Origin of the sequence: Paracoccus aerius, from assembly GCF_014656455.1 — a bacterium.
In the GTDB taxonomy this organism is placed as follows: domain Bacteria; phylum Pseudomonadota; class Alphaproteobacteria; order Rhodobacterales; family Rhodobacteraceae; genus Paracoccus; species Paracoccus aerius.
This window is the reverse complement of sequence record NZ_BNCL01000016.1, coordinates 48,442-67,654: the sequence shown is the minus strand read 5'-3', so window position 1 is coordinate 67,654 and position 19,213 is coordinate 48,442. Positions and strand designations below refer to the sequence as shown.

Here is a 19,213-nt window from a genome sequence, read left to right as displayed (position 1 = left end):
GATGTCCCTGCTGACCATCCGCAACCTGACCGTCCGCTTCGCCACCGCCACCGGCAGCTTCACCGCCGTGGACGGGGTGGACCTGTCCGTGGACCGGGGCGAGGTTCTGGCCATCGTCGGCGAATCCGGGTCCGGCAAGTCGGTGTCCATGCTGGCGGTGATGGGCCTTCTGCCCGACACCGCCACCGTCACCGCGGACGAGATGACCTATGACGGCCAGGACATCCTGGCCATGACGCCCGCCCAGAAACGCAAGCTGATCGGGCGCGAGATCACGATGATCTTCCAGGAACCCGTGGCATCCCTGAACCCGTCCTTCACGGTGGGCTTCCAGATCGAGGAAGTGCTGCGCTTCAACCTGGGCCTGTCGGGCAAGGCCGCCCGCGACCGCGCGCTGGAACTGTTCCGCGCCGTGGGCATTCCAAGCCCCGAGGAGAAGCTGAAGTCCTATCCGCACCAGATGTCGGGCGGGCAGTGCCAGCGGGTGATGATCGCCATCGCCATCGCCTCGAACCCGCGGCTGCTGATCGCGGACGAACCCACGACCGCGCTTGACGTGACCATCCAGAAGCAGATCCTGGATCTGCTGATGTCGTTGCAGGAAGATTACGGCATGGGCCTGATCCTGATCACCCATGACATGGGCGTGGTGGCCGAGACAGCCGACCGCGTGGTGGTCCAGTACAAGGGCCGCAAGATGGAAGAGGCCGAGGTGCTGGATCTGTTCGAGAACCCGCAAAGCCCCTATACCCGCGCGTTGCTGTCGGCCCTGCCGGAACATGCGACCGGCGACCGCCTGCCCACCGTGTCCGACTTTTTCACCGAGGAGGCCGCGCGATGACCCCTGTGACCCCCGTCGTCGAAGGACGCGCCATTGTCCGCGATTACCACGTCCCGGGCAGCATGTTGCGCCGCGCCAAGACCGTGCGCGCGGTCAAGGGCATCGACTTCAGCGTGCAGAAGGGCAAGACGCTGGCCATCGTCGGCGAATCCGGGTCCGGCAAGTCCACGCTGGCGCGGATCATCGCGCTGATCGACGCCCCGTCCGAGGGCGAGCTGCTGATCGACGGGCAGCGCGTCGACATCGCCGCCAGCCGCCCCGGCCCTGCCCTGCGGTCCAAGGTGCAGATGGTGTTCCAGAACCCCTATGGCAGCCTGAACCCCCGCCAGAAGATCGGCGACGTGCTGACCGAGCCCCTGGTCATCAACACCGATGTCCCCGCCGCCGAACGCCGCGACCGGGCGCGGGCGATGCTGCAGAAGGTCGGGCTGATGCCCGAGCATTACAACCGCTATCCGCACATGTTCTCGGGCGGGCAGCGGCAGCGGATCGCGATCGCGCGGGCCCTGATGCTGAACCCGTCGCTGCTGGTGCTGGACGAACCCGTCTCGGCCCTGGATCTGTCGGTGCAGGCGCAGGTCCTGAACCTTCTGGCCGACCTGCAGGACGAGATGGGCCTGACCTATGTCTTCGTCAGCCACGACCTTTCGGTGGTCCGCTATATCGCGGACGAGGTGATGGTGATTTCCGAAGGCGAGGCGGTCGAACAAGGCCCGCGCGAGGCGATCTTTGCCAACCCCACCCATCCCTATACCCGGCAATTGTTCGCGGCGACCCCCGTCACCGATGTGGATGCGATCCGGGCTCGCGTTGCCCGCCGCAAGGCCGCGCGGCAGGCCGTGGCCTGAGGCGTCCTGGCGTGCCGGTCAGCGCAGGCGCTGGCCGGCCTTGTCGAAGTGGAACAGCCGCGCCGGGTCGAAGGTGATCCCCAGGTCGCTGCCCACCGCGCGGTCATGTTCGCCGAACAACCGCGCGGTCAGAAGGCCGTGGCCTTCGGCATGGACATAGACCAGCGTCTCGCCACCCAGCCGTTCGACATGGCTGACCGTGCCCTTGATCTGGCCGGGCCCGTCGGTCAGTTGCACCTGCTCGGGCCGGATGCCGGCGCTGTGCGACGACAGGCCCAGGGCAACCGAGTTCAGGAAATTCATCTGCGGCGAGCCGATGAAGCCCGCCACGAAGGTATTGGCAGGATCGTTGTACAATTCCATCGGCGCGCCGACCTGTTCGACCTTGCCCGCCCGCAGCACCACGATCTTGTCGGCCAGGGTCATCGCCTCGACCTGGTCATGGGTGACATAGACCATGGTCGCGCCCAGGTCGCGGTGCAGTTTCGCGATCTCGATCCGGGTCTGGACGCGCAGCGCGGCGTCCAGGTTCGACAGCGGCTCGTCGAACAGGAACAGCTTGGGACGGCGCACGATGGCGCGGCCGATGGCGACCCGCTGGCGCTGACCGCCCGACAGTTCGGCCGGGCGGCGGTCCAGCAGCGCGTCCAGCGACAGCATGGTGGCGGCGCGGTCGGTCGCGGCGCGGATATCCCCCTTGGGATGGCCCGCCTGCTTCAGCGCCAGGCCCATGTTGTCGCGCACGGTCAGATGCGGGTAAAGCGCATAGGACTGGAACACCATCGCGATTTCCCGCCGGGCGGGGGGAAGGTTGGTGATCTCGCGCCCGTCCAGCGTCACGGTTCCGCCGCTGACATCCTCCAGCCCCGCGATCATGCGAAGAAGGGTGGATTTCCCGCAGCCGGACGGTCCGACAAAGACGCAGAACTCTCCGTCCGCGACCTTAAGGTCCACGCCCTTGATGACCTCGACCGGTCCGAAGTTCTTCGTCACGCCGGAAAGTGTTAGCTGGCCCATTCGCCGTCCCTTACAGTTTCACGATCTGGCCGGTCCGCACGCTTTCATCCGCCGCAAGGCAGATGGCCAGCGACCGCACGGCGTCCTGCATGTGGCGCGTCAGATCCAGATCATTTGCGATGGCGCGAGCCATGAAGGCCTGTTCCCGGTCGCACAAATCCTGGTGCCCCGGCTCGTCCGCCATCGACAGATCCTCGTGCCCTTGGCCGACCCGATGCACCCGCAGGGTCGAGGTTTTTGTATGGGTGTCGATGTCGTCCGACCGCGCGCTGTCGGGCATCCTGATCGAGACCGCGCCCCTGGGGCTGACCACATCCTTCACGAAGAAGGCGGTATCCGACATCATCGGCCCCCATCCCGCCTCGTACCAGCCCAAGGATCCGTCGGCGAACAGCACCTGGAAATGACCGTAGTTGTACATGTCCGGCGCGATGTCATCGGCCAGGCGCAGGCCCATCCCGCGCACCTCGACCGGATCGGCGTCGGTGATCTGCAGCATCACGTCGACGTAATGGACGCCGCAATCGACGATGGGCGGCGTCGTTTCCATCAGCGCCTTGTGCACCTCCCATGTCGGGCCGGAGCTTTGCTGGTTCAGGTTCAGGCGGAAGACATAGGGCCCGCCAAGCGCGCGGGCCTCGGCGATCAGGCGCTGCCAGCTTGGATGGTGGCGCAGGATATAGCCCACGACCAGCTTGCGGCCCAGGCGGGCGGCGGCATCGACGACGCGCTGCGCGTCAGCCACGGTGGTGGCAAGGGGCTTTTCGACGAAGACATCGGCGCCCGCCTCCATCGCCGCCACGGCATAGTCGGCGTGGCTGTCGGAATAGGTGGCGACGCAGACCAGGTCGGGCTTGGTCTCGGCCAGGGCCTGGGCATAGTCGTCGAAGAAGGGATAGGCCTCCAACCCGGGGGCCAGCGGGCGCGGGGTGCGGTTGACGAGGCCCACGATCTGGAAGTCCGGGTTCTTGTGATAGGCCAGGGCGTGGCTTTGGCCCATGTTGCCAAGGCCTGCGACAAGGACACGGATCATTTCACGGCTCCTGCGGTGATGCCCCGGATCAGTTGCCGGGAAAAGATCAGGTAAAGGACCAGCACCGGCAGGATCGCCAGCGACAGTGCGGCCAGGACGGCGTTCCAGTTCGACACGAACTGCCCCAGGAAGACCTGGCTGCCCAGGGTGATGGTCTTGGTGGATTCCGAGGGCGCGAGGATCAGCGGGAACCACAGGTCGTTCCAGATCGGGATCATGGTAAAGACCGCGACCGTCGCCATCGCGGGCCGGACCAGCGGCAGCACCAGCCGGAAGAAGATGCGGTATTCCGACAGCCCGTCGATCCGGCCTGCGTTCTTCAGGTCGTCCGACACGTTGCGCATGAATTCCGACAGGATGAACACCGCCAGCGGCAGGCCCTGCGCGGTATAGACCAGCACCAGGGCGGTCAGCGTGTTGACCAGCCCCGTCGCCACCATCATCTGCAGGATCGCCACCGTGCCCAGCCGGATCGGGATCATGATGCCAAGGGCAAGGTAAAGCCCCATCAGCGTATTGCCCCGGAAGCGGTATTCCGACAGCGCGAATGCCGCCATCGCCCCGAACAGCAGCACGAAGAACAGGCTGAGGCAGGTCACGACCAGCGAGTTCTGGAAATAGGCCACGAAATCGCCCTGGTTGGCCACCGTCTGATAGCCGACAAGGTCGAAGCTGTCCGGCCCCGGCAGGGCCAGGGGCTGGGTGAAGATCGCCCGTTTCGACTTGAAGCTGTTCACGACCGTCACGAAGACGGGAAACAGCGCGATCAGCGTCCACAGGATCAGCACCGTGTGGGCGGCAATGCTGCGGGCGGGGGACTGTCGGGGCTGGCTCATGGTTCCGCCCTCAGAACTGATAGCGGCGCAGCCGCGTCTGGATCAGGAACAGATAGATGCAGACCCCGACCAGGATGATGGCGAACATCGCGGTGGCGATGGCCGCGCCCATATGCGGGTCGCCCAGTTGCAACTGGAAGCCGAAGAAGGTGCGATACAGGAATGTCCCAAGGATGTCGGTGGCGAAATTCGGCCCCGCAAGCGCCCCCTGGCTGACATAGATCAGGTCGAAGGCGTTGAAATTGCCCACAAAGGTCAGGATCGAGATGATGCCGATCGCGGGCAGGATCAGCGGCAGCTTGATGCGCCAGAACTGCGACCAGCCGGTGATCCCGTCCATCTCGGCCGCCTCGATGATGTCGTCGGGGATCGACAGAAGGGCCGCATAGATCAGCATCATCGGGATGCCCACGAACTGCCAGACCGAGATCAGCGCCAGCGTCGTCAGGGCATATTCCTCTTTCCCCAGCCAGGGGGCGAACAGGCTTTTCAGGCCCACCATGTCCAGCATGTTGGGCGCGATCCCCCACAAGGGCGACAGGATCAGCTTCCAGATGAAGCCCACGACCACGAAGCTGAGGATGGTCGGGATGAAGATCGCCGTGCGGTAGAAGGCCGAAAACCGCAGCCGGGGCGACGACAGCAGCGCGGCCAGCAGGATGCCGATGGGGTTCTGCACCAGCATGTGGACGGCAAAGAACCACAGGTTGTTGCCAAGCGCGTTCCAGAAGGCCGCCGACCAGCGGGGATCGCCGAACAGCGTGCGGAAGTTGTCCAGGCCCACGAAGGCGGTGCCGCCTTCGGTCCGGGTGAACAGCGACAGGTTCAGCGTGCTGAACAGGGGCAGGATCATGATCGCGCTGTAGACCAGCACCGCCGGTGCCAGAAACACCGCGATATGCCAGCGGATCGGCCGTCCCTTCGCCATGATCGCGTCCCCTTGCCTGTTATCTGCGCAAGAAGGCCGGGACGGTCAGCCCCGGCCTGCCGAACCGTCGGGCGCCTTACTGCGCCTGCTGCGGTTCATACCACGAGGCAAGGCCTTCCTGCAGGCGCTTGGCCGCGTCTTCCGGCGTCTCGGATCCGCGGATCACGTTGGCGGATGCGTTCCAGGTCTCGTTTTCCAGGTTCGGCGTGCCGCGCGACAGGATCTGATAGGTGGACCGGATCGTCGGCTCGCATTTCTCGCGCCAGGACACGAATTCCTTGGCCAGCGGATCCTCCATCTCGACCGCGGTCGAATTGAGCGAGAAGAAGCCCGGCAGCGCATTGGCGTAAAGCGTGGCAAATTCGGGCGACCCGACCCATTCAAGGAATGTCTTCGTTTCCTCGGGATGGGCGGTCTTGGCGTTCATGCCAAGCGCGATGTCGGTATGGTCCGAGATATAGCAGGTGTCCCCCGCGTTTGGCACCGGCGGCGGAAAGGCCCCCATGGTGAAGGAGACCTGCGGGTTGAAGACGCCGATTTCCCACGACCCCGTCGGATAGATCGCGGCGCGGCCCAGCGTGAACAGGTTCTGGCTGTCGGGATAGGTCTGCGCCTCGAACCCGTCGCCCAGATAGTCCTTCCATTTCGCAAGCTGGACGAAGGGCGCGACCCAGGGCTCGTCGGTCAGCTTCTGCGTGCCATCGATCAGCGCCTTGCGGCCTTCCTCGCCCTTCCAGTAGTTCGGGCCGATGTTCTGGTAACCCATGGTCGCGGCTTCCCACTGGTCCTGGGTGCCCATTGCCATCGGCACATAGGTGCCGTCTTCCTTGATCTTGTCCAGGACGGCGAAGAATTCCTCCTCGGTCGCGGGCGGGGTCAGGCCCAGTTCCTCGAAGGCGTCGGCGTTATACAGGAAGCCGTGGATCACCGAGGCCATGGGCACGCAGAAAGTCGCCGCGCCGTCGTCCGTCTGCCAGGCCGATTTCGCTACGTCCGAGAAGTTCGCCATGGAGGCAAGCGAGGTCAGGTCGGCCAGCTGGCCCTTGTTGTAAAGCTCCAGCGAGGCGTCGAAGGGGCGGCAGGTGATCAGGTCGCCCGCCGATCCCGCGTCCAGTTTGGAATTCAGCACGGCGTTGTAATCGGCCGGGGCCGAGGGCGAGAAGACCACCTTGATGCCGGGATTGGCGGCCTCGAAGGCGGGGATCAGGGTGTCCTGCCAGATGGTGATGTCGTCGTTGCGCCAGCTTTCGATGGTCAGCGTGACATCCTGGCCCCAGGCGGTCCCGCCCAGCATCGTGCCCGCCAGAAGGGCCGTTCCGAGGGTCTTTTTCATCGTCGTCTCCCTGTGAAGGGCGCCGTTTCGCGCCCGTTGGTTATTGTTCCGCCGCCAGCAGGGGCGCCAGATGGCCGCCGCTTTGCCGCAGCGCCTGTTCCGCGTCGTCCGGTGTGCGTCCCTGCGCCACCAGGATCGCCGGCTTCACCGCGCCGCCGGTCTGCGCCAGGGCGGTCTTGGCCGTCGCGTCGTCCACGCCGGCCACGCCTGCCACGATCCGGGCGGCGCGGCCGACCAGCTTGGCATTGTCGGCCTGGACATTGACCATGAAGCCGTCATGGACATGGCCCAGGTCTATGCCCAGCAGCACCGACATCAGGTTCAGCGCGGCCTTTTGCGCGGTCGCCGCGCCCAGCCGGGTCGATCCCGCCACCAGTTCCGGCGGGGTCGCCAGATGGACCGCGATATCGGCCAAATCCAGAAGGGGTGATGACGCGACATTGGCAGTGCCCACGACCGTCACGCCCGCGGCCCTGGCAGCCTGCGCGACCGTCAGCGCATAGGGCGTGCTGCCCGAGGCTGACACGACCACCAGCACGTCGCCCCGCGACAGCCCGCTGCGCTTGAAATCCTCGGCCGCGGCCTCGGCGTCATCCTCGACATCGCCGCGCATCTGCAGCAGCGCCGATGCGCCGCCCGCAAACAGGACGGGCGTGCGGTCGGGCGGGATGCCGAAGGTGCCGGCCAGTTCCAGGGCATCGGCAAGCGCCATCAGGCCCGAACTGCCCGCGCCGGCATAGCCCAGCCTTCCGCCCCGCCGCAGCGCCGCCGCAGCGGCCTGGGCCGCCGCCTCGACTGCCGGAAGGGCTGCCGGCAGGCTGGCGATCGCATCGGTCTGCGCCTGCACGAAAAGCGCACCGATCTGCGCCGCCGGGCGCAGGTGCAGCCCTTGGGCCAAGGGGTGGCGCTGTTCGGTGGGACGAGGGTCCATGTGATTCCTCCGCTGGCAAGATGATGCCAAAGCAATACCATCTGTAAAGACCTTTGTCAGAACAGGCCATAAAATCCTTTCTGTCCCGCACCCAACCGAATCTTCTTCCGATTGGCATTTGTTTGGTATTACTAGGTCAGGCAGGAGATTCGGATGGCGCTTGATCTGGTCAATGATGCGAAAGGCGCGGCGTGCCGCCTGGCCTTGCGCGGCAGCGCCCTGGCACCGGACCGGGGGCGGGCGCCATGACCGACGATCCGTTCAGCCCCAGGGGATTTTCGGAAACAGGCCATGGTCCGCTTTACCTGCAGCTTCAGCGGCGCATTGCGGATGCCATCGCCTCGGGCCGGCTTGGTCCGGGCGACAGCCTGCCTCCGGAACGGGAAATGGCCAGCATGACGGGCCTGTCGCGGGTGACGGTGCGCCGGGGCGTGCAGGAACTGGTGGCCTCGGGGCAGCTTGTGCAGCGGCGCGGATCGGGAACCTTTGTCGCGCGCAAGGTGGAGCGGCTGGAACAGGCGCTGTCGCTGCTGACATCCTTCACCGAGGACATGGCCCGGCGTGGCCGTTCGGTGGAAAGCCGCTGGATCGGGCGCGGGCTTTTCGCGCCCAGCCCCGAGGAGGTGATGGCCCTGGGCCTGGGATCCGCCGACCGGGTGGCGCGGCTGGAACGGGTGCGCCTGTCGGATGGCCTGCCCCTGGCGATCGAGCGGGCCTCGCTGTCGCAGCAGGTGCTGCCCCGGCCGGACCAGGTGGAAAGCTCGCTCTACAGCGTGCTCGAGGCGCGGGGGCTGCGCCCGGTCAGGGCCGTGCAGCGCATTTCGGCGACCAACTTGGGGGCTGCGGATGCGGGCTTCCTGCAGGTCGCGCCGGGGGCGGCGGGGCTGCGGATCGAACGCATTTCCTACCTGCCCTCGGGGCAGGTGATCGAATTCACCAGATCGCTTTATCGAGGCGATGCCTATGATTTCGCCGTGGAACTGAAATCGGCACCCGACACGGACAGGAGGCCCGGATGAACCAAAGCCACATGGCGCGCGAGATCGCCGAAATCCCCGAAGCCGCGCGTCGTTTCCTGGACGGCAGCCGCGACGCCGTGCTGGCGGCGGCGGCGGCGCTGCGCGACTGCGCGCCCGTGGTGGTCACCACCGTCGCGCGCGGGTCGTCGGACCATGCGGCGACCTATCTGAAATACGCGATCGAGCTGGAACAGGGCCTGCCCGTGGCCTCGCTGGGGCCGTCCATCGCCTCGATCTATGGGCGGCCGCTGCATCTGGCGCAGGGGGCCTGCATCGGCATCTCGCAATCGGGCCGCAGTCCCGACATCGTCGAGATGCTGCGCGCGGCAGGCGCCGGGGGGGCGCTGACGGTGGCCATCAGCAATGCGCCGGACAGCCCGCTGGCCCAGGCCTCGGCCCATGCGCTGCCGCTGCTGGCGGGGGTCGAACGCAGCGTGGCCGCGACCAAGACCTTTGTGACAAGCATCCTGGCCGGGCTGGCGCTGCTGGGCGAATGGCGGCAGGACGCGGCGCTGTGCCAGGCGGTGGCGGATCTGCCTGATGCCTTTGCCAAGGCGCTTGACTGCGACTGGTCGCCCCTTGCCGCGCGCCTGACCGGGGCCGGATCGGCCTATGTCCTGGGGCGCGGCGCGGCCGTGGCCATTGCCGGCGAGGCGGCGCTGAAGCTGAAGGAAACCTGCGGCCTTCACGCCGAAGGCTTCAGCGCAGCCGAGGTCCTGCACGGGCCCGCGGCCATCGTGCAGCCCGGCTTTCCGGTGCTGGCCCTGGGCGTCGCGGATGCCGCCCTGCCGCAGCTTGTCGCCACGGCGGAACGCCTGGCGGGTCAGGGTGCCGATGTCTTCCTGACCGGGGCCGAGGCCGCGGGCGCGGTGACCCTGCCCTCGGTCCCGGATCTGCATCCGGTCGTGGCGCCCCTGGTGCTGGCGGTGTCCTTTTATGCCTGCGTCGAGGGGCTGGCACGGGCGCGGGGCTTCGATCCCGACATGCCGCCCCATCTGCGCAAGGTCACGGAAACGGTCTAGAACGATGCAGGAGGTTCTGACAGCCACGCGGATCTTCGACGGCGACCGCTTCCTGACCGGCCATGCCGTCGTGGTCCGGGGCGGGCGGATCGCGGCCCTGCTGCCGCAGGAGCAGGCGCCGCCGGTCAGCCGGGCTTTGGAAGGCACGCTGGTGCCTGCCTTCCTTGATCTTCAGGTCAATGGCGGCGGCGGGGTCCTGGTGTCCGGTTCAACGGATGTCGCGGATCTGGAACGGCTCTGCGCCGCGCATCGCGCCCTGGGCAGCGCCGGGGTGCTGCCCACGCTGATCACCGACACGGCCGAGGCCACGGCTGGCGTGATCGCGGCGGGCCTGAAGGCCGCGCGGGCCGGGGTGCCGGGGTTCCTGGGCCTGCATCTGGAAGGCCCCCATCTGGACCCGCGCCGCAAGGGCGCCCATGATCCCGCGCTGATCCGGCCGATGGAGGAGGCGGATCTGGACCGGCTGTGCCGGGCGGCGCGGGATTTGCCCGCGCTGATGGTCACCCTGGCCCCCGAAGCCGCCACGGCCCAGCAGATCCATGCCCTGTCGCAGGCGGGCGCGGTCGTCAGCCTGGGCCACAGCGATTGCAGCTACGAGACCGCGATGGCGGCCTTTCGCGCCGGGGCGCGCTGCGCGACCCATCTGTTCAACGCCATGAGCCAGCTTGGCCACCGCAGCCCCGGCCTGGTGGGCGCGGTGCTGACCGGAACCTGCGCCGCCGGCCTGATCGCAGACGGGGTGCATGTGCATCCGGCGGCGATGTCGCTGGCTTTGGCGGCGCGGCCCGAAGGGATCTTCCTTGTCACCGACTGCATGGCCTTTGCCGGCACCGACCTGACCGAGATGACGCTGCATGGCAGGCAGGTCCTGCGCCAGGACGGCAGGCTGACGTTGGCCGACGGCACTCTGGCGGGCGCCGACCTGACCCTGCCGGACGCCGTGGCCCGGCTGGTCGGCACGCTTGGCGTCCCCATCGAACGGGCGCTGCGCATGGCGTCCGCCATCCCCGCCGCGCTGATCGGGCGGTCGGCTGATTACGGCGCTATCCGGCCCGGCACCCGGGCCGAGATGCTGCTGCTGGACGACGACCTGCACCTGAAGGAATGTTTGGGCTTCTAAAGGTTCAACGGCCTGCGCTTCATCCTGCGCGGACGACTATGCAGCAGGGCAGAGTGGACGGATAGCCTTTCCGCGGCACGGATCGGATCACGAAGCTTCGACTGGAAACTGTTCCTGCGCGGTCATAGATTGCGGCTGGTGATGCATTGCGAGAATGGAGACAGGGCTTGTCCGAACCGCGGCGACGCTTCCCCTTGTCCAGCCTTGTCGGCCTTGCGCTTGCAGGCGCGGTGATCTGCGCCTGGCTTGCCCTGCACGTCTTTGCGGTGTGGCATCTGGACGCGCCGGCATCGCCTGTCCTTGCACTCCTTTGCCTGATCGGGCTGACCTGGCTGTCCGTCGGGCTGTTCATCGTCGCGCATGACGCGATGCATGGCGCCATCGTTGCGGGCCGGCCGGGGATCAACAAGGGCCTGGGTTCCTTGGCGCTGCTGCTGTTCGCGGGATTTTCCTGGCGCAAGCTGATCGTCAAGCACATGGCCCATCACCGCCATGCCGGCACGGATGACGACCCCGATTTCAGCCGCGGCGGGCCCCTGTCCTGGTATATCGACTTCGTGCGCACCTATTTCGGCTGGCGCGAGTTCTGGGTGCTGGGTGGTTCGGTGATCCTTTATGCGCTGATCCTGGGGCCACGCTGGGCTTATGTGACCTTCTGGGCCGTGCCCTCGATCCTGGCCTCGATGCAGCTTTTCGTCTTCGGCACCTGGCTGCCGCACCGGCCGGACCACGACGCCTTTCCCGACCGCCACAACGCCCGATCGACCCGGTTCGGGCGGCCCCTGTCGCTGCTGACCTGCTTTCACTTCGGCGGCTATCACCATGAACACCACCTTTACCCGTCCGTGCCCTGGTGGCAGTTACCCTCGACGCGCGGAAAGGATGAAAGATGAGCGTTCTGATCCCCGTCATGATCGTCGTCCTGACCGTCGTGGCCATGGAAGGCTTCGCCTATTCGGTTCACCGCTGGATCATGCACGGGCCGCTGGGCTGGGGCTGGCACAAGTCCCACCACGAGGAAACCCACGGCCCGTTCGAGAAGAACGACCTTTACGCCGTGGTCTTTGCGGTGATCTCGATCCTGCTTTTCGCGATCGGCAGCGCATGGTGGCCGTGGCTGTGGTGGGTCGCGGTCGGTGCCAGCGTCTATGGCGTGATCTACTTCGTCGTCCATGACGGTCTGGTGCACCAGCGGTGGCCCTTTCGCTACGTCCCCAAGCGCGGCTATTTCCGCAGGCTTTACCAAGCGCACCGGCTGCATCACGCGGTCGAAGGGCGCGACGATTGCGTGTCCTTCGGCTTTGTCTATGCCCCGCCGGTCGACGATCTCAAGGCGCAGCTGAAATCCTCGGGCGTCCTGGCGAAACGCCAGTCCAAGCACCGCGACGCCTGGCGCGCCGATCGGCCCGAGGATTGAGTGCGGCGCTGACGCAATGTGCCCCAGGCTTCAGCAGGGGCATTGGCCAATGAAGTTTTTCAGCAGGTTCGGCTTTCCTGCCCGCATTTTTGTAGCTAACTGCGGATTACTTCGCTAGCTGATGCATTGGTTTGGCCGCCCGCTTTTTCACGAGGTTTCAAGTGCGGCCTTGGCTCATTGGGTGAAGAAGACGCAAGGAAAGCACCGGGTTAACGCCGACTACAGTGCGTATAAAGCGCCATCAAACGACCGTTTTCAGAAAGCCTGCGATATTGTATCAGGTGCCAATCGACGGAAGCGCCCCGGCTGTTCTCATTCCGGCGCGATGACCTCCACCGTCGGGAAATAGGTCGTGTACCGACCGCGATCGCGGGTCAGAAGGCGATAGCGGCGGAGGGCGGCGTGGGCGCCGATGTAGAAATCGGGCAAGGGGGATCTGCGAAGGCCGCCGCGCCTGCGATAGGCCAGAAAGGCCTTCCCCGCCAGAAAGGCGGCGGGCCAAGGCAGCGCCTCGCGATGGAAGACATCCTCGGGCAGCAGCGCCTCGAGCGTCTCGATCCGGCTATGGGCGATGGACAGTTCCGAATAGATCAGCGGGTTGATGACCAGCCGTGTCTCGCGTCCCAGACGCATCAGCGCCTCGGCAGACCATTCGGACCAGACGGGATCGGCGGTCGAGATATCGATCAGGATGTTCGCATCGACCAGGACCGGCGTCATTCGCGGGTCAGGGCCATGATCTCATCCGTGGACAGGATGGTGTCCGCGCTGCCGCGCAGCCCGGTGATGGCGGCGTCCAGCCGCATCGCCTTCTGCCCGGCCCCCTGCCCGGCCGGAACGACCCGGACCACGCCATCGTCGCCGATGATGAAATCGACCTCGGTCCCCGGCTGCAGCCCGGCATGATCCCGCACCATCTGGGGAATGGTGACCTGGCCCTTGGTGGTGATGCGCATGATGATCCCATCGGTAATACCGCAAGTATTACCACAAAGGACAAGATGAAACAATCTTTCCGGGCTGCCACGCAGACAGGGCGGTCGGGTGATTTAGCCCTTGTCAGAATCGAAAAAGGCGACGATAAATTACGCAACAAACAGAATATGACGGCATGAAGCGTAACCCAGCGGCTGTCACCAAGATAAGGACGGCAGCATGGGCAGTGTGCAGCCAAAGACGCGGATCGACAAGCTGGTCGGCACCCATGCCGCCGCGCTTTCAGAGCGGCTGCACGCGCATCGCGAACAGCTTTTCCCGCCCGACGCCAAGCGTGAATTGCGCAAGTTCACCTCGGGCGAGGTGGCGGATCTGCTGGGCGTCAAGGACGCCTATCTGCGCAAGCTGGACCTCGAGGGCAAGGGTCCCTCGCCTGAAACGCGGGCGGGGGGACGGCGCTATTATACCCCGGCCGATATCCAGGATCTGCGAGAACTCCTTGAAAAAGGGGCGAAATCCGCAGGAACCTATCTGCCGGGGCGGCGGGGGGACGACCACCTTCAGGTGATCAGCAGAAGCTGGCGCTTGACGGCTATCGGGTCCTGGCGATCGACCTTGACCCGCAGGCGAGCCTTTCGGCCCTGCACGGGGTCCAGCCGGAACTGGATCTGCCCGACGGGGGCACGATCTATGATTCGATCCGCTATGACGACCCGGTGCCGCTGCGCGAGGTGATCCAGAAGACCTATTTCACCAACCTGGACCTGATCCCCGGCAACCTGGACCTGATGGAGTTCGAACATGCAACGCCCATGGCGTTGCGCGAACAGTCCGGCAACTATTTCTTTACCCGGATTGGCGATGTTCTGGCCGAAGTCACTGGGGTTCCTGACCATGTCGGCGCTGTCGGCGGCAACGGTGATGACCTCGAACCTGCTGGGGGTGGTGGCCGATGCCGGCGGGGACATGGACTATGACTGGATGCGCTATGTCGTCACCCGCTATGAACCCGGCGACGGCCCGCAAAACCAGATGGTCAGCTTCATGCGGTCCATGTTCGGGGACCATGTCCTGAACCACCCGGTCCTGAAGTCGCAGTTCACCCGCGCCACCTATGAACGCGCGCTCGAAAGCCTGAACGCGGTCAATGGCGAGATCGAGGGGCTTATCCAGGCGGCCTGGGGCCGCAAGGGGGGATGATGGCACGCAAGGATCTGCTGAAGAACCTGATGGCGGCACCCGCGCCCGATGATGGACGCAGCCCCCTGCCCCGGTCCGACCGCGGCGCCATCGGTGCCGTGTCAAAATCCATCAACGAGCTGAAGAACCGCGCCATCATCGAGGTGCCGGCCGACATGATCGACAATGCCGGGGTCGAGGACCGGCTGGACGACGATCCGGCCGGGATCGAGGGATTGATGGCCTCGATCAAGGAATATGGCCAGCAGGTGCCGGTGCTTCTGCGCCAGTCGCTGAACCTCGAGGGGCGGTACGACATCGTCTTCGGGCGCCGCCGGGTTGCCGCCTTGCGCCGTCTGGGAATGCCGGTCAAGGCAATGGTCCGCAGCCTGAACGACCGCGAGCTGATCGTGGCCCAAGGGCAGGAGAACTCGGCCCGGAAAGACCTGAGCTTTATCGAGAAGGCCAACTTTGCCCGGCAGATGGTGGCTGCGGGCTATGACCGGAAGCTGGTCTGCGATGCGCTGTCGATCGACAAGACGGTCATCTCGCGGATGCTGACGGTTGTCGAGGCCCTGCCCGACCGGCTGATCCGGGCCATCGGCGCGGCACCTTCGGCCGGACGCGACCGCTGGCTTGCCCTGGCCCAAAAGGCAGAGGGCCGGTCGGTTGACGAACTGGTGTCGCTGGCCGCCGGCCCCGATTCGGACACACGCTTCGCCGCCGTCCTGGCGGGGCTTGCCACCCCCCCTGCCCGTCCGGCCACCCAGGTCCTGCAAGCCGCCGACGGTGCGGCCCTGGGCCAGGCACGGCGCGGCGCGGCGCGCGCCGTGATCGAGCTTGACGGTCCGGGACGCGACTTCGCCGACTGGCTGATCGACAATATCGCCGAGATTCACCGCGACTGGCTGGAGCGCCGGCCGTGAGCAACAACAAACCCCAACCAGCAAGGAGGCACAGGACGGCAAAAGAAAAGCCCCCCAGGACATGACATCCCAAAGGGCCGTTCTCTCGATCTAGCACCTCGAAGATAGCGGCATAAGTTGACAGCTGTCAACACCGTCGGTTCCGGCGTCGGCCTTCATTTGCCTTGTGACATCGCGAATGAGACATATTTCCACCACCTCACAAGGGCGGCGGCCGGAAGCGCATCGTCTTTCGGCGGACGAAACGCCCTTGTCCGCGTCCTGGCAGCAATCCGTCGACAAGTGGTCCCTGATCCAGGATCTGACGGACGGGCGCGAGGCCTTGGGGCTGACGGACCGCAATCTGGCGGTCCTGTCGGCGCTGCTGTCCTTCTATCCAGGCCGCGAGTTGCGCGCGGGAGCATTGATGGTGTTTCCATCGAATGCCTCTCTTTCGGCCCGGCTGCACGGGATGCCGGAAAGCACCCTGCGCCGTCACCTGGCCGCGTTGTGCCAGGCAGGCTTGATCAACCGCTGCGACAGCCCCAATGGCAAGCGATACGCAACCCGCGACGGCCAGGGCCGGATCGACCGGGTCTTCGGCTTCGACCTGCGGCCTCTTCTGGATCGTGCTGCCGAAATCGCCGAAGCGGCCGAGGATGCGCGCGAGGCGCGCCGACTTGTGCGCAAGACACGCCAGTCGATCTCCCTGCTGCTGCGTGATCTTGCCTTGTCCCCTGCCGAGCCCGGAATGCAGTCAGGGGCGTGCCTGGCCGAACTGCAGCGAATGATGCGGCGCAAGCTGGACCTAGCCGCGCTTGGCCAGATCGAGTCCCGCCTGCTTTGCTTGCTTGCCGACTTGGGATCCTTGGTCGAAGCACCGGAAATGAGCGGCAATGACAGCCAAAATGAGCGGCACCAACAGAATACAGACTCAGATGATCTTGAATCTGTAAAAGCCGATGAGCCAAACGAACTGCCGCCGCTGGAGCTTGTGCTGAAAGCCGCGCCAGAAATTGCAACCTATGCCCAAGCGCCGGTCCGAAACTGGCATGACCTGGCAAGGGTGGCCGATTTCGTGCGGCCCATGCTGGGCATCACCCGCGAGACCTGGAGCTTTGCCCGCCAAAGCCTGGGGGAAGGGCAGGCGGCGGTGGCCCTGTCCTGTATCCTGCAGCGCTTCAGCGACATTCGAAACCCTGGCGCCTATCTGCGTCGTCTGGCGCAAGCCGAGACGTTCCGGATCGGCCCGATGATCAAGGCCTTGCTGCGGCGGCAGGAAGCGCCGGGTTTGTGAAGTTGACAGCTGTCAACCTTGGTCGGTCGAGGAGCAATGGCGGATCAGGCAGGGCGATGAACCAAGGAATTGCCGCGTGACGTGCCATTCCGGACAGAAAAGCCTGTTCCGCAAGGGCAGGGGGCTGCATCTGTTCCGCAACCGTCTGCTGGTGAGAAACCATGCCAAACGGCCCCGCATTTGTAACAGGCTGCATCCTCAGGAAAAGTGGATCTGACAAACGTCCCGGCGTCAGCTATAGGTCCGTTGCCGTCCAGGTTGTCGACGCGGCTCAAGAACGCCGTTCAGGGCTGCCTGATGTTCAAGCCGGCCCAGAAGATCGCGATATTCCGAATTGTGAGAGTAAGCCTGGATCGCCGCCATGATGATCTTCCAATCGTCGACGGAAACAGCGGGGCGAAACGCAGGGGCGCTGTGGGTTTGGCACATAGCAATACCTACAAACAGAATGCACAAAAACCAACAATACCCCGCAGTTGTTCCCGGACAACTTGACTTTTTGTATAGTGTTATTTTTATAACTTAAAATCAGCGGCTTACTCTGGAAGATCCTGTGCCGGATGCCGCATAACGGGTATCTGGCGCGCCAGAGGCCGTGGTAAAGGCGCGGGCCCGGTGCCAGTGGCACCAGGCAAGGGACGTCAGCCTTTCTTCGGGGGAAGGCTTGCCGGAAGGTCGATATTGATCTCGAGGCTGGACATCTGGTCGCCGCGTTCCATGCGCACATCGACATCCTTGTCGCCGATGATGGGCACATGCTTGCGGATCGCCGCGATGATGTCGCGCTGCAGCATCGGCAGGTAATCGGCCTCGGCCGTGCCGCTGCTGCGTTCATGGGCCAGAAGGATCTGCAGGCGATCCTTGGCGGTCTGCGCGCTTTGGGCCGGGCGCGGCTTGCGGACAAAGCTGAACAGGTTCATGTCGCACGTCCGAACAGACGCTGGAACAGGCCGGGGCGGCGTTCGCCCTGGATGCGCATTTCCACCTGGGTTCCGGTCAGGCGCGAGATCGCGTCCTCATAGGCGCGCGAGGCGGCCGAGGGTTCGTCAAGCACCACCGGCGTGCCGACGTTGGAGGCCTTGAGGATCGCCTTGCTTTCCGGGATCACGCCAAGAAGCGGCACGGCCAGGATTTCCAGCACGTCCTCGACGGTCATCATCTCGCCGCTGTCCACGCGGGCCTGGTCATAGCGGGTCAGAAGGACCTGGGCCTTGATCGGCTCAGCGCCATCGGTTTCGGCGCGCTTGGTCTGGCTGCTCAGAAGGCCCAGCACGCGGTCGCTGTCGCGCACCGAGGACACTTCGGGGTTGGTCACGACCACGGCCTCGTCGGCGTAATACATGGCCATCTGCGCGCCACGCTCGATCCCCGCGGGGCTGTCGCAGACGATATAATCGAACTCGGCCTTCAGCTCGTTCAGGATCTGCTCGACGCCCTCCTTGGTCAGCGCGTCCTTGTCGCGGGTCTGCGACGTGGGCAGGATGAACAGGGTTTCCAGCCGCTTGTCCTTGATCAGCGCCTGCTTCAGCTTGGCATCGCCCTGGATCACGTTGATGAAGTCGAAGACCACGCGGCGTTCGCAGCCCATGATCATGTCGAGGTTGCGCAGGCCCACGTCGAAGTCGATCACGACCGTCTTGAAGCCCTGCTTTGCCAGCCCCGCCGAGATTGCCGCGGACGAGGTCGTCTTGCCGACGCCCCCCTTGCCCGAGGTGATGACGATGACCCGCCCCAGGGGCGCGTCCTTCTTGGCTTCCGATGTCATGCGATCACCTCCATGCGAAGTTTCTCGTTCTCCAGGTAAATATGCGTGCAGCGGTCGCGGACGGCCCCGTCCAGCGTCTCGCTGGTCTGGTAAAGGCCCGCGATGGCTATCAGTTCGGCGTCCAGGCTTTGGCAGAAGATATGCGCGTTCTCGTTGCCGTGGCAGCCTGCCATGGCCCGGCCGCGCAGCGTGCCATAGACGTGGATATTTCCCGCCGCGATCAGTTCGGCCCCGGATGCGACCGATCCGATGACCGTCAGGTCGCCCTGGTCGGCCACGACCATCTGTCCCGACCGCACGGGCGAGCGGATGACCTTGTTTTCGGCGGGGCGCTGTGGGGCAGGGGCTGCGGCAACGGGGGCCGGGGCCGGTTCGCGGGCGATGGGCGCGTCACGCCCCGTGCTGACGGGGATCAGGCCCAGATCGGCCAGAAGCCCCCCGTCCAGGCCCGGCGCGTTCTGGACGCCGAAGACCCGCAGGTCGCGCTTGCGAAGCCGTTCCACCAGATCGCGGATGCGGTCGGGATCCTGCAGGCCCGGGGCCTGGGCCAGATCCAGCACCATCGGAGCACCGGAAAAGAATTGCGGCGTGCGGCCCAGTTGTTCGCCAAGCTGGGCATGGAAGGCGTCGTCGGCAACATCGCTGTCGATCCGCAGGGCAAGAACGGTCAGGAACCTGCCGCGAACCTGGAACGGGGCAGTTCTGGCCGACGGCATGGCTTGCCGGGCACGGGCGTATCCTTCTGACACGTCGATCCTCTGCTCCTGCTCTGGCGGGTGGCGACTC

The 19,213-nt window shown here is 65.5% G+C and carries 20 protein-coding genes and 1 pseudogene; 10 read left to right on the top strand and 11 right to left on the bottom strand.

The window, feature by feature from the left end; translation table 11 throughout:
• Nucleotide 1 precedes the first annotated feature (1 nt).
• Complete coding sequence (locus IE224_RS16055) at nucleotides 2-841, top strand: ABC transporter ATP-binding protein (RefSeq protein ID WP_167623577.1); 840 nt, start codon at nucleotides 2-4, stop codon at nucleotides 839-841.
• Nucleotides 838-1,689 carry a dipeptide ABC transporter ATP-binding protein gene (locus IE224_RS16050; RefSeq protein ID WP_202380224.1) on the top strand — a complete coding sequence of 284 codons (852 nt, stop codon included), beginning with the start codon at nucleotides 838-840 and terminating at the stop codon, nucleotides 1,687-1,689. Before IE224_RS16055 ends, IE224_RS16050 begins: the two co-directional genes overlap by 4 nt.
• An 18-nt stretch (nucleotides 1,690-1,707) precedes the next feature.
• On the opposite strand, the gene IE224_RS16045 is transcribed toward IE224_RS16050, so the two are convergent.
• The 6 genes from IE224_RS16045 to IE224_RS16020 form a co-directional block, all read right to left on the bottom strand.
• Entirely contained in the window at nucleotides 1,708-2,706 is a 999-nt protein-coding gene (locus IE224_RS16045) for an ABC transporter ATP-binding protein (protein WP_191311821.1), read from the bottom strand.
• Nucleotides 2,707-2,716: 10 nt separating this feature from the next.
• Complete coding sequence (locus IE224_RS16040) at nucleotides 2,717-3,739, bottom strand: Gfo/Idh/MocA family protein (RefSeq protein ID WP_191311819.1); 1,023 nt, start codon at nucleotides 3,737-3,739, stop codon at nucleotides 2,717-2,719.
• Nucleotides 3,736-4,575, bottom strand: a complete 840-nt coding sequence (locus IE224_RS16035; RefSeq protein ID WP_191311817.1) for a carbohydrate ABC transporter permease — start codon at nucleotides 4,573-4,575, stop codon at nucleotides 3,736-3,738. The genes IE224_RS16040 and IE224_RS16035 overlap by 4 nt, the downstream gene beginning before the upstream one ends.
• Before the next feature lie 10 nt (nucleotides 4,576-4,585).
• Nucleotides 4,586-5,503, bottom strand: a complete 918-nt coding sequence (locus IE224_RS16030) for a carbohydrate ABC transporter permease (RefSeq protein WP_191311816.1) — start codon at nucleotides 5,501-5,503, stop codon at nucleotides 4,586-4,588.
• A 76-nt stretch (nucleotides 5,504-5,579) separates the two neighbouring features.
• Nucleotides 5,580-6,836, bottom strand: coding sequence for an ABC transporter substrate-binding protein (locus IE224_RS16025; protein ID WP_191311814.1), 1,257 nt, complete (start codon nucleotides 6,834-6,836; stop codon nucleotides 5,580-5,582).
• 40 nt (nucleotides 6,837-6,876) lie between these two features.
• Nucleotides 6,877-7,767, bottom strand: a complete 891-nt coding sequence (locus tag IE224_RS16020; RefSeq protein WP_191311812.1) for an N-acetylmuramic acid 6-phosphate etherase — start codon at nucleotides 7,765-7,767, stop codon at nucleotides 6,877-6,879.
• Between the two features lie 245 nt (nucleotides 7,768-8,012).
• Between IE224_RS16020 and IE224_RS16015 the strand changes: the two genes are divergently transcribed.
• From IE224_RS16015 to IE224_RS15995, 5 genes are all read left to right on the top strand, one after another.
• Nucleotides 8,013-8,786 carry a GntR family transcriptional regulator gene (locus IE224_RS16015; RefSeq protein ID WP_191311811.1) on the top strand — a complete coding sequence of 258 codons (774 nt, stop codon included), beginning with the start codon at nucleotides 8,013-8,015 and terminating at the stop codon, nucleotides 8,784-8,786.
• Entirely contained in the window at nucleotides 8,783-9,808 is a 1,026-nt protein-coding gene (locus IE224_RS16010) for an SIS domain-containing protein (protein WP_191311809.1), read from the top strand. The genes IE224_RS16015 and IE224_RS16010 overlap by 4 nt, the downstream gene beginning before the upstream one ends.
• A 4-nt stretch (nucleotides 9,809-9,812) precedes the next feature.
• On the top strand, nucleotides 9,813-10,928 hold the full coding sequence (gene nagA, locus IE224_RS16005) for an N-acetylglucosamine-6-phosphate deacetylase (protein ID WP_191311807.1): 1,116 nt from the start codon (nucleotides 9,813-9,815) through the stop codon (nucleotides 10,926-10,928).
• A 167-nt stretch (nucleotides 10,929-11,095) separates the two neighbouring features.
• Nucleotides 11,096-11,821: a fatty acid desaturase gene (locus IE224_RS16000; protein WP_191311806.1), complete on the top strand. Its 726-nt coding sequence runs from the start codon at nucleotides 11,096-11,098 to the stop codon at nucleotides 11,819-11,821.
• Nucleotides 11,818-12,345: a sterol desaturase family protein gene (locus IE224_RS15995; protein ID WP_191311804.1), complete on the top strand. Its 528-nt coding sequence runs from the start codon at nucleotides 11,818-11,820 to the stop codon at nucleotides 12,343-12,345. Before IE224_RS16000 ends, IE224_RS15995 begins: the two co-directional genes overlap by 4 nt.
• A 312-nt stretch (nucleotides 12,346-12,657) precedes the next feature.
• Here IE224_RS15995 and IE224_RS15990 read toward each other — a convergent pair whose 3' ends face one another.
• Both IE224_RS15990 and IE224_RS15985 read right to left on the bottom strand, forming a co-directional pair.
• Nucleotides 12,658-13,065 carry a type II toxin-antitoxin system VapC family toxin gene (locus IE224_RS15990; protein ID WP_191311803.1) on the bottom strand — a complete coding sequence of 136 codons (408 nt, stop codon included), beginning with the start codon at nucleotides 13,063-13,065 and terminating at the stop codon, nucleotides 12,658-12,660.
• On the bottom strand, nucleotides 13,062-13,301 hold the full coding sequence (locus IE224_RS15985) for an AbrB/MazE/SpoVT family DNA-binding domain-containing protein (RefSeq protein WP_191311801.1): 240 nt from the start codon (nucleotides 13,299-13,301) through the stop codon (nucleotides 13,062-13,064). Before IE224_RS15985 ends, IE224_RS15990 begins: the two co-directional genes overlap by 4 nt.
• A 199-nt stretch (nucleotides 13,302-13,500) precedes the next feature.
• Between IE224_RS15985 and IE224_RS15980 the strand changes: the two are divergent.
• The 3 genes and pseudogenes from IE224_RS15980 (at nucleotide 13,501) to repC (ending at nucleotide 16,662) form a co-directional block, all read left to right on the top strand.
• Nucleotides 13,501-14,481, top strand: a pseudogene (locus IE224_RS15980) (nucleotide-binding protein).
• Entirely contained in the window at nucleotides 14,481-15,386 is a 906-nt protein-coding gene (gene repB, locus IE224_RS15975) for a plasmid partitioning protein RepB (RefSeq protein ID WP_167623597.1), read from the top strand. Before IE224_RS15980 ends, repB begins: the two are co-directional and overlap by 1 nt.
• Nucleotides 15,387-15,564: 178 nt before the next feature.
• On the top strand, nucleotides 15,565-16,662 hold the full coding sequence (gene repC, locus IE224_RS15970; RefSeq protein WP_191311799.1) for a plasmid replication protein RepC: 1,098 nt from the start codon (nucleotides 15,565-15,567) through the stop codon (nucleotides 16,660-16,662).
• Between the two features lie 641 nt (nucleotides 16,663-17,303).
• On the opposite strand, the gene minE is transcribed toward repC, so the two are convergent.
• Genes minE through minC form a run of 3 tightly spaced genes read right to left on the bottom strand, consistent with a single transcriptional unit; the run spans nucleotide 17,304 to nucleotide 19,176 of the window.
• Nucleotides 17,304-17,582 carry a cell division topological specificity factor MinE gene (gene minE, locus IE224_RS15965; RefSeq protein ID WP_191311798.1) on the bottom strand — a complete coding sequence of 93 codons (279 nt, stop codon included), beginning with the start codon at nucleotides 17,580-17,582 and terminating at the stop codon, nucleotides 17,304-17,306.
• Nucleotides 17,579-18,427 carry a septum site-determining protein MinD gene (gene minD, locus IE224_RS15960; RefSeq protein ID WP_167623535.1) on the bottom strand — a complete coding sequence of 283 codons (849 nt, stop codon included), beginning with the start codon at nucleotides 18,425-18,427 and terminating at the stop codon, nucleotides 17,579-17,581. The genes minE and minD overlap by 4 nt, the downstream gene beginning before the upstream one ends.
• Nucleotides 18,424-19,176 carry a septum site-determining protein MinC gene (minC, locus tag IE224_RS15955; RefSeq protein WP_229849414.1) on the bottom strand — a complete coding sequence of 251 codons (753 nt, stop codon included), beginning with the start codon at nucleotides 19,174-19,176 and terminating at the stop codon, nucleotides 18,424-18,426. Before minC ends, minD begins: the two co-directional genes overlap by 4 nt.
• Nucleotides 19,177-19,213: the final 37 nt, after the last annotated feature.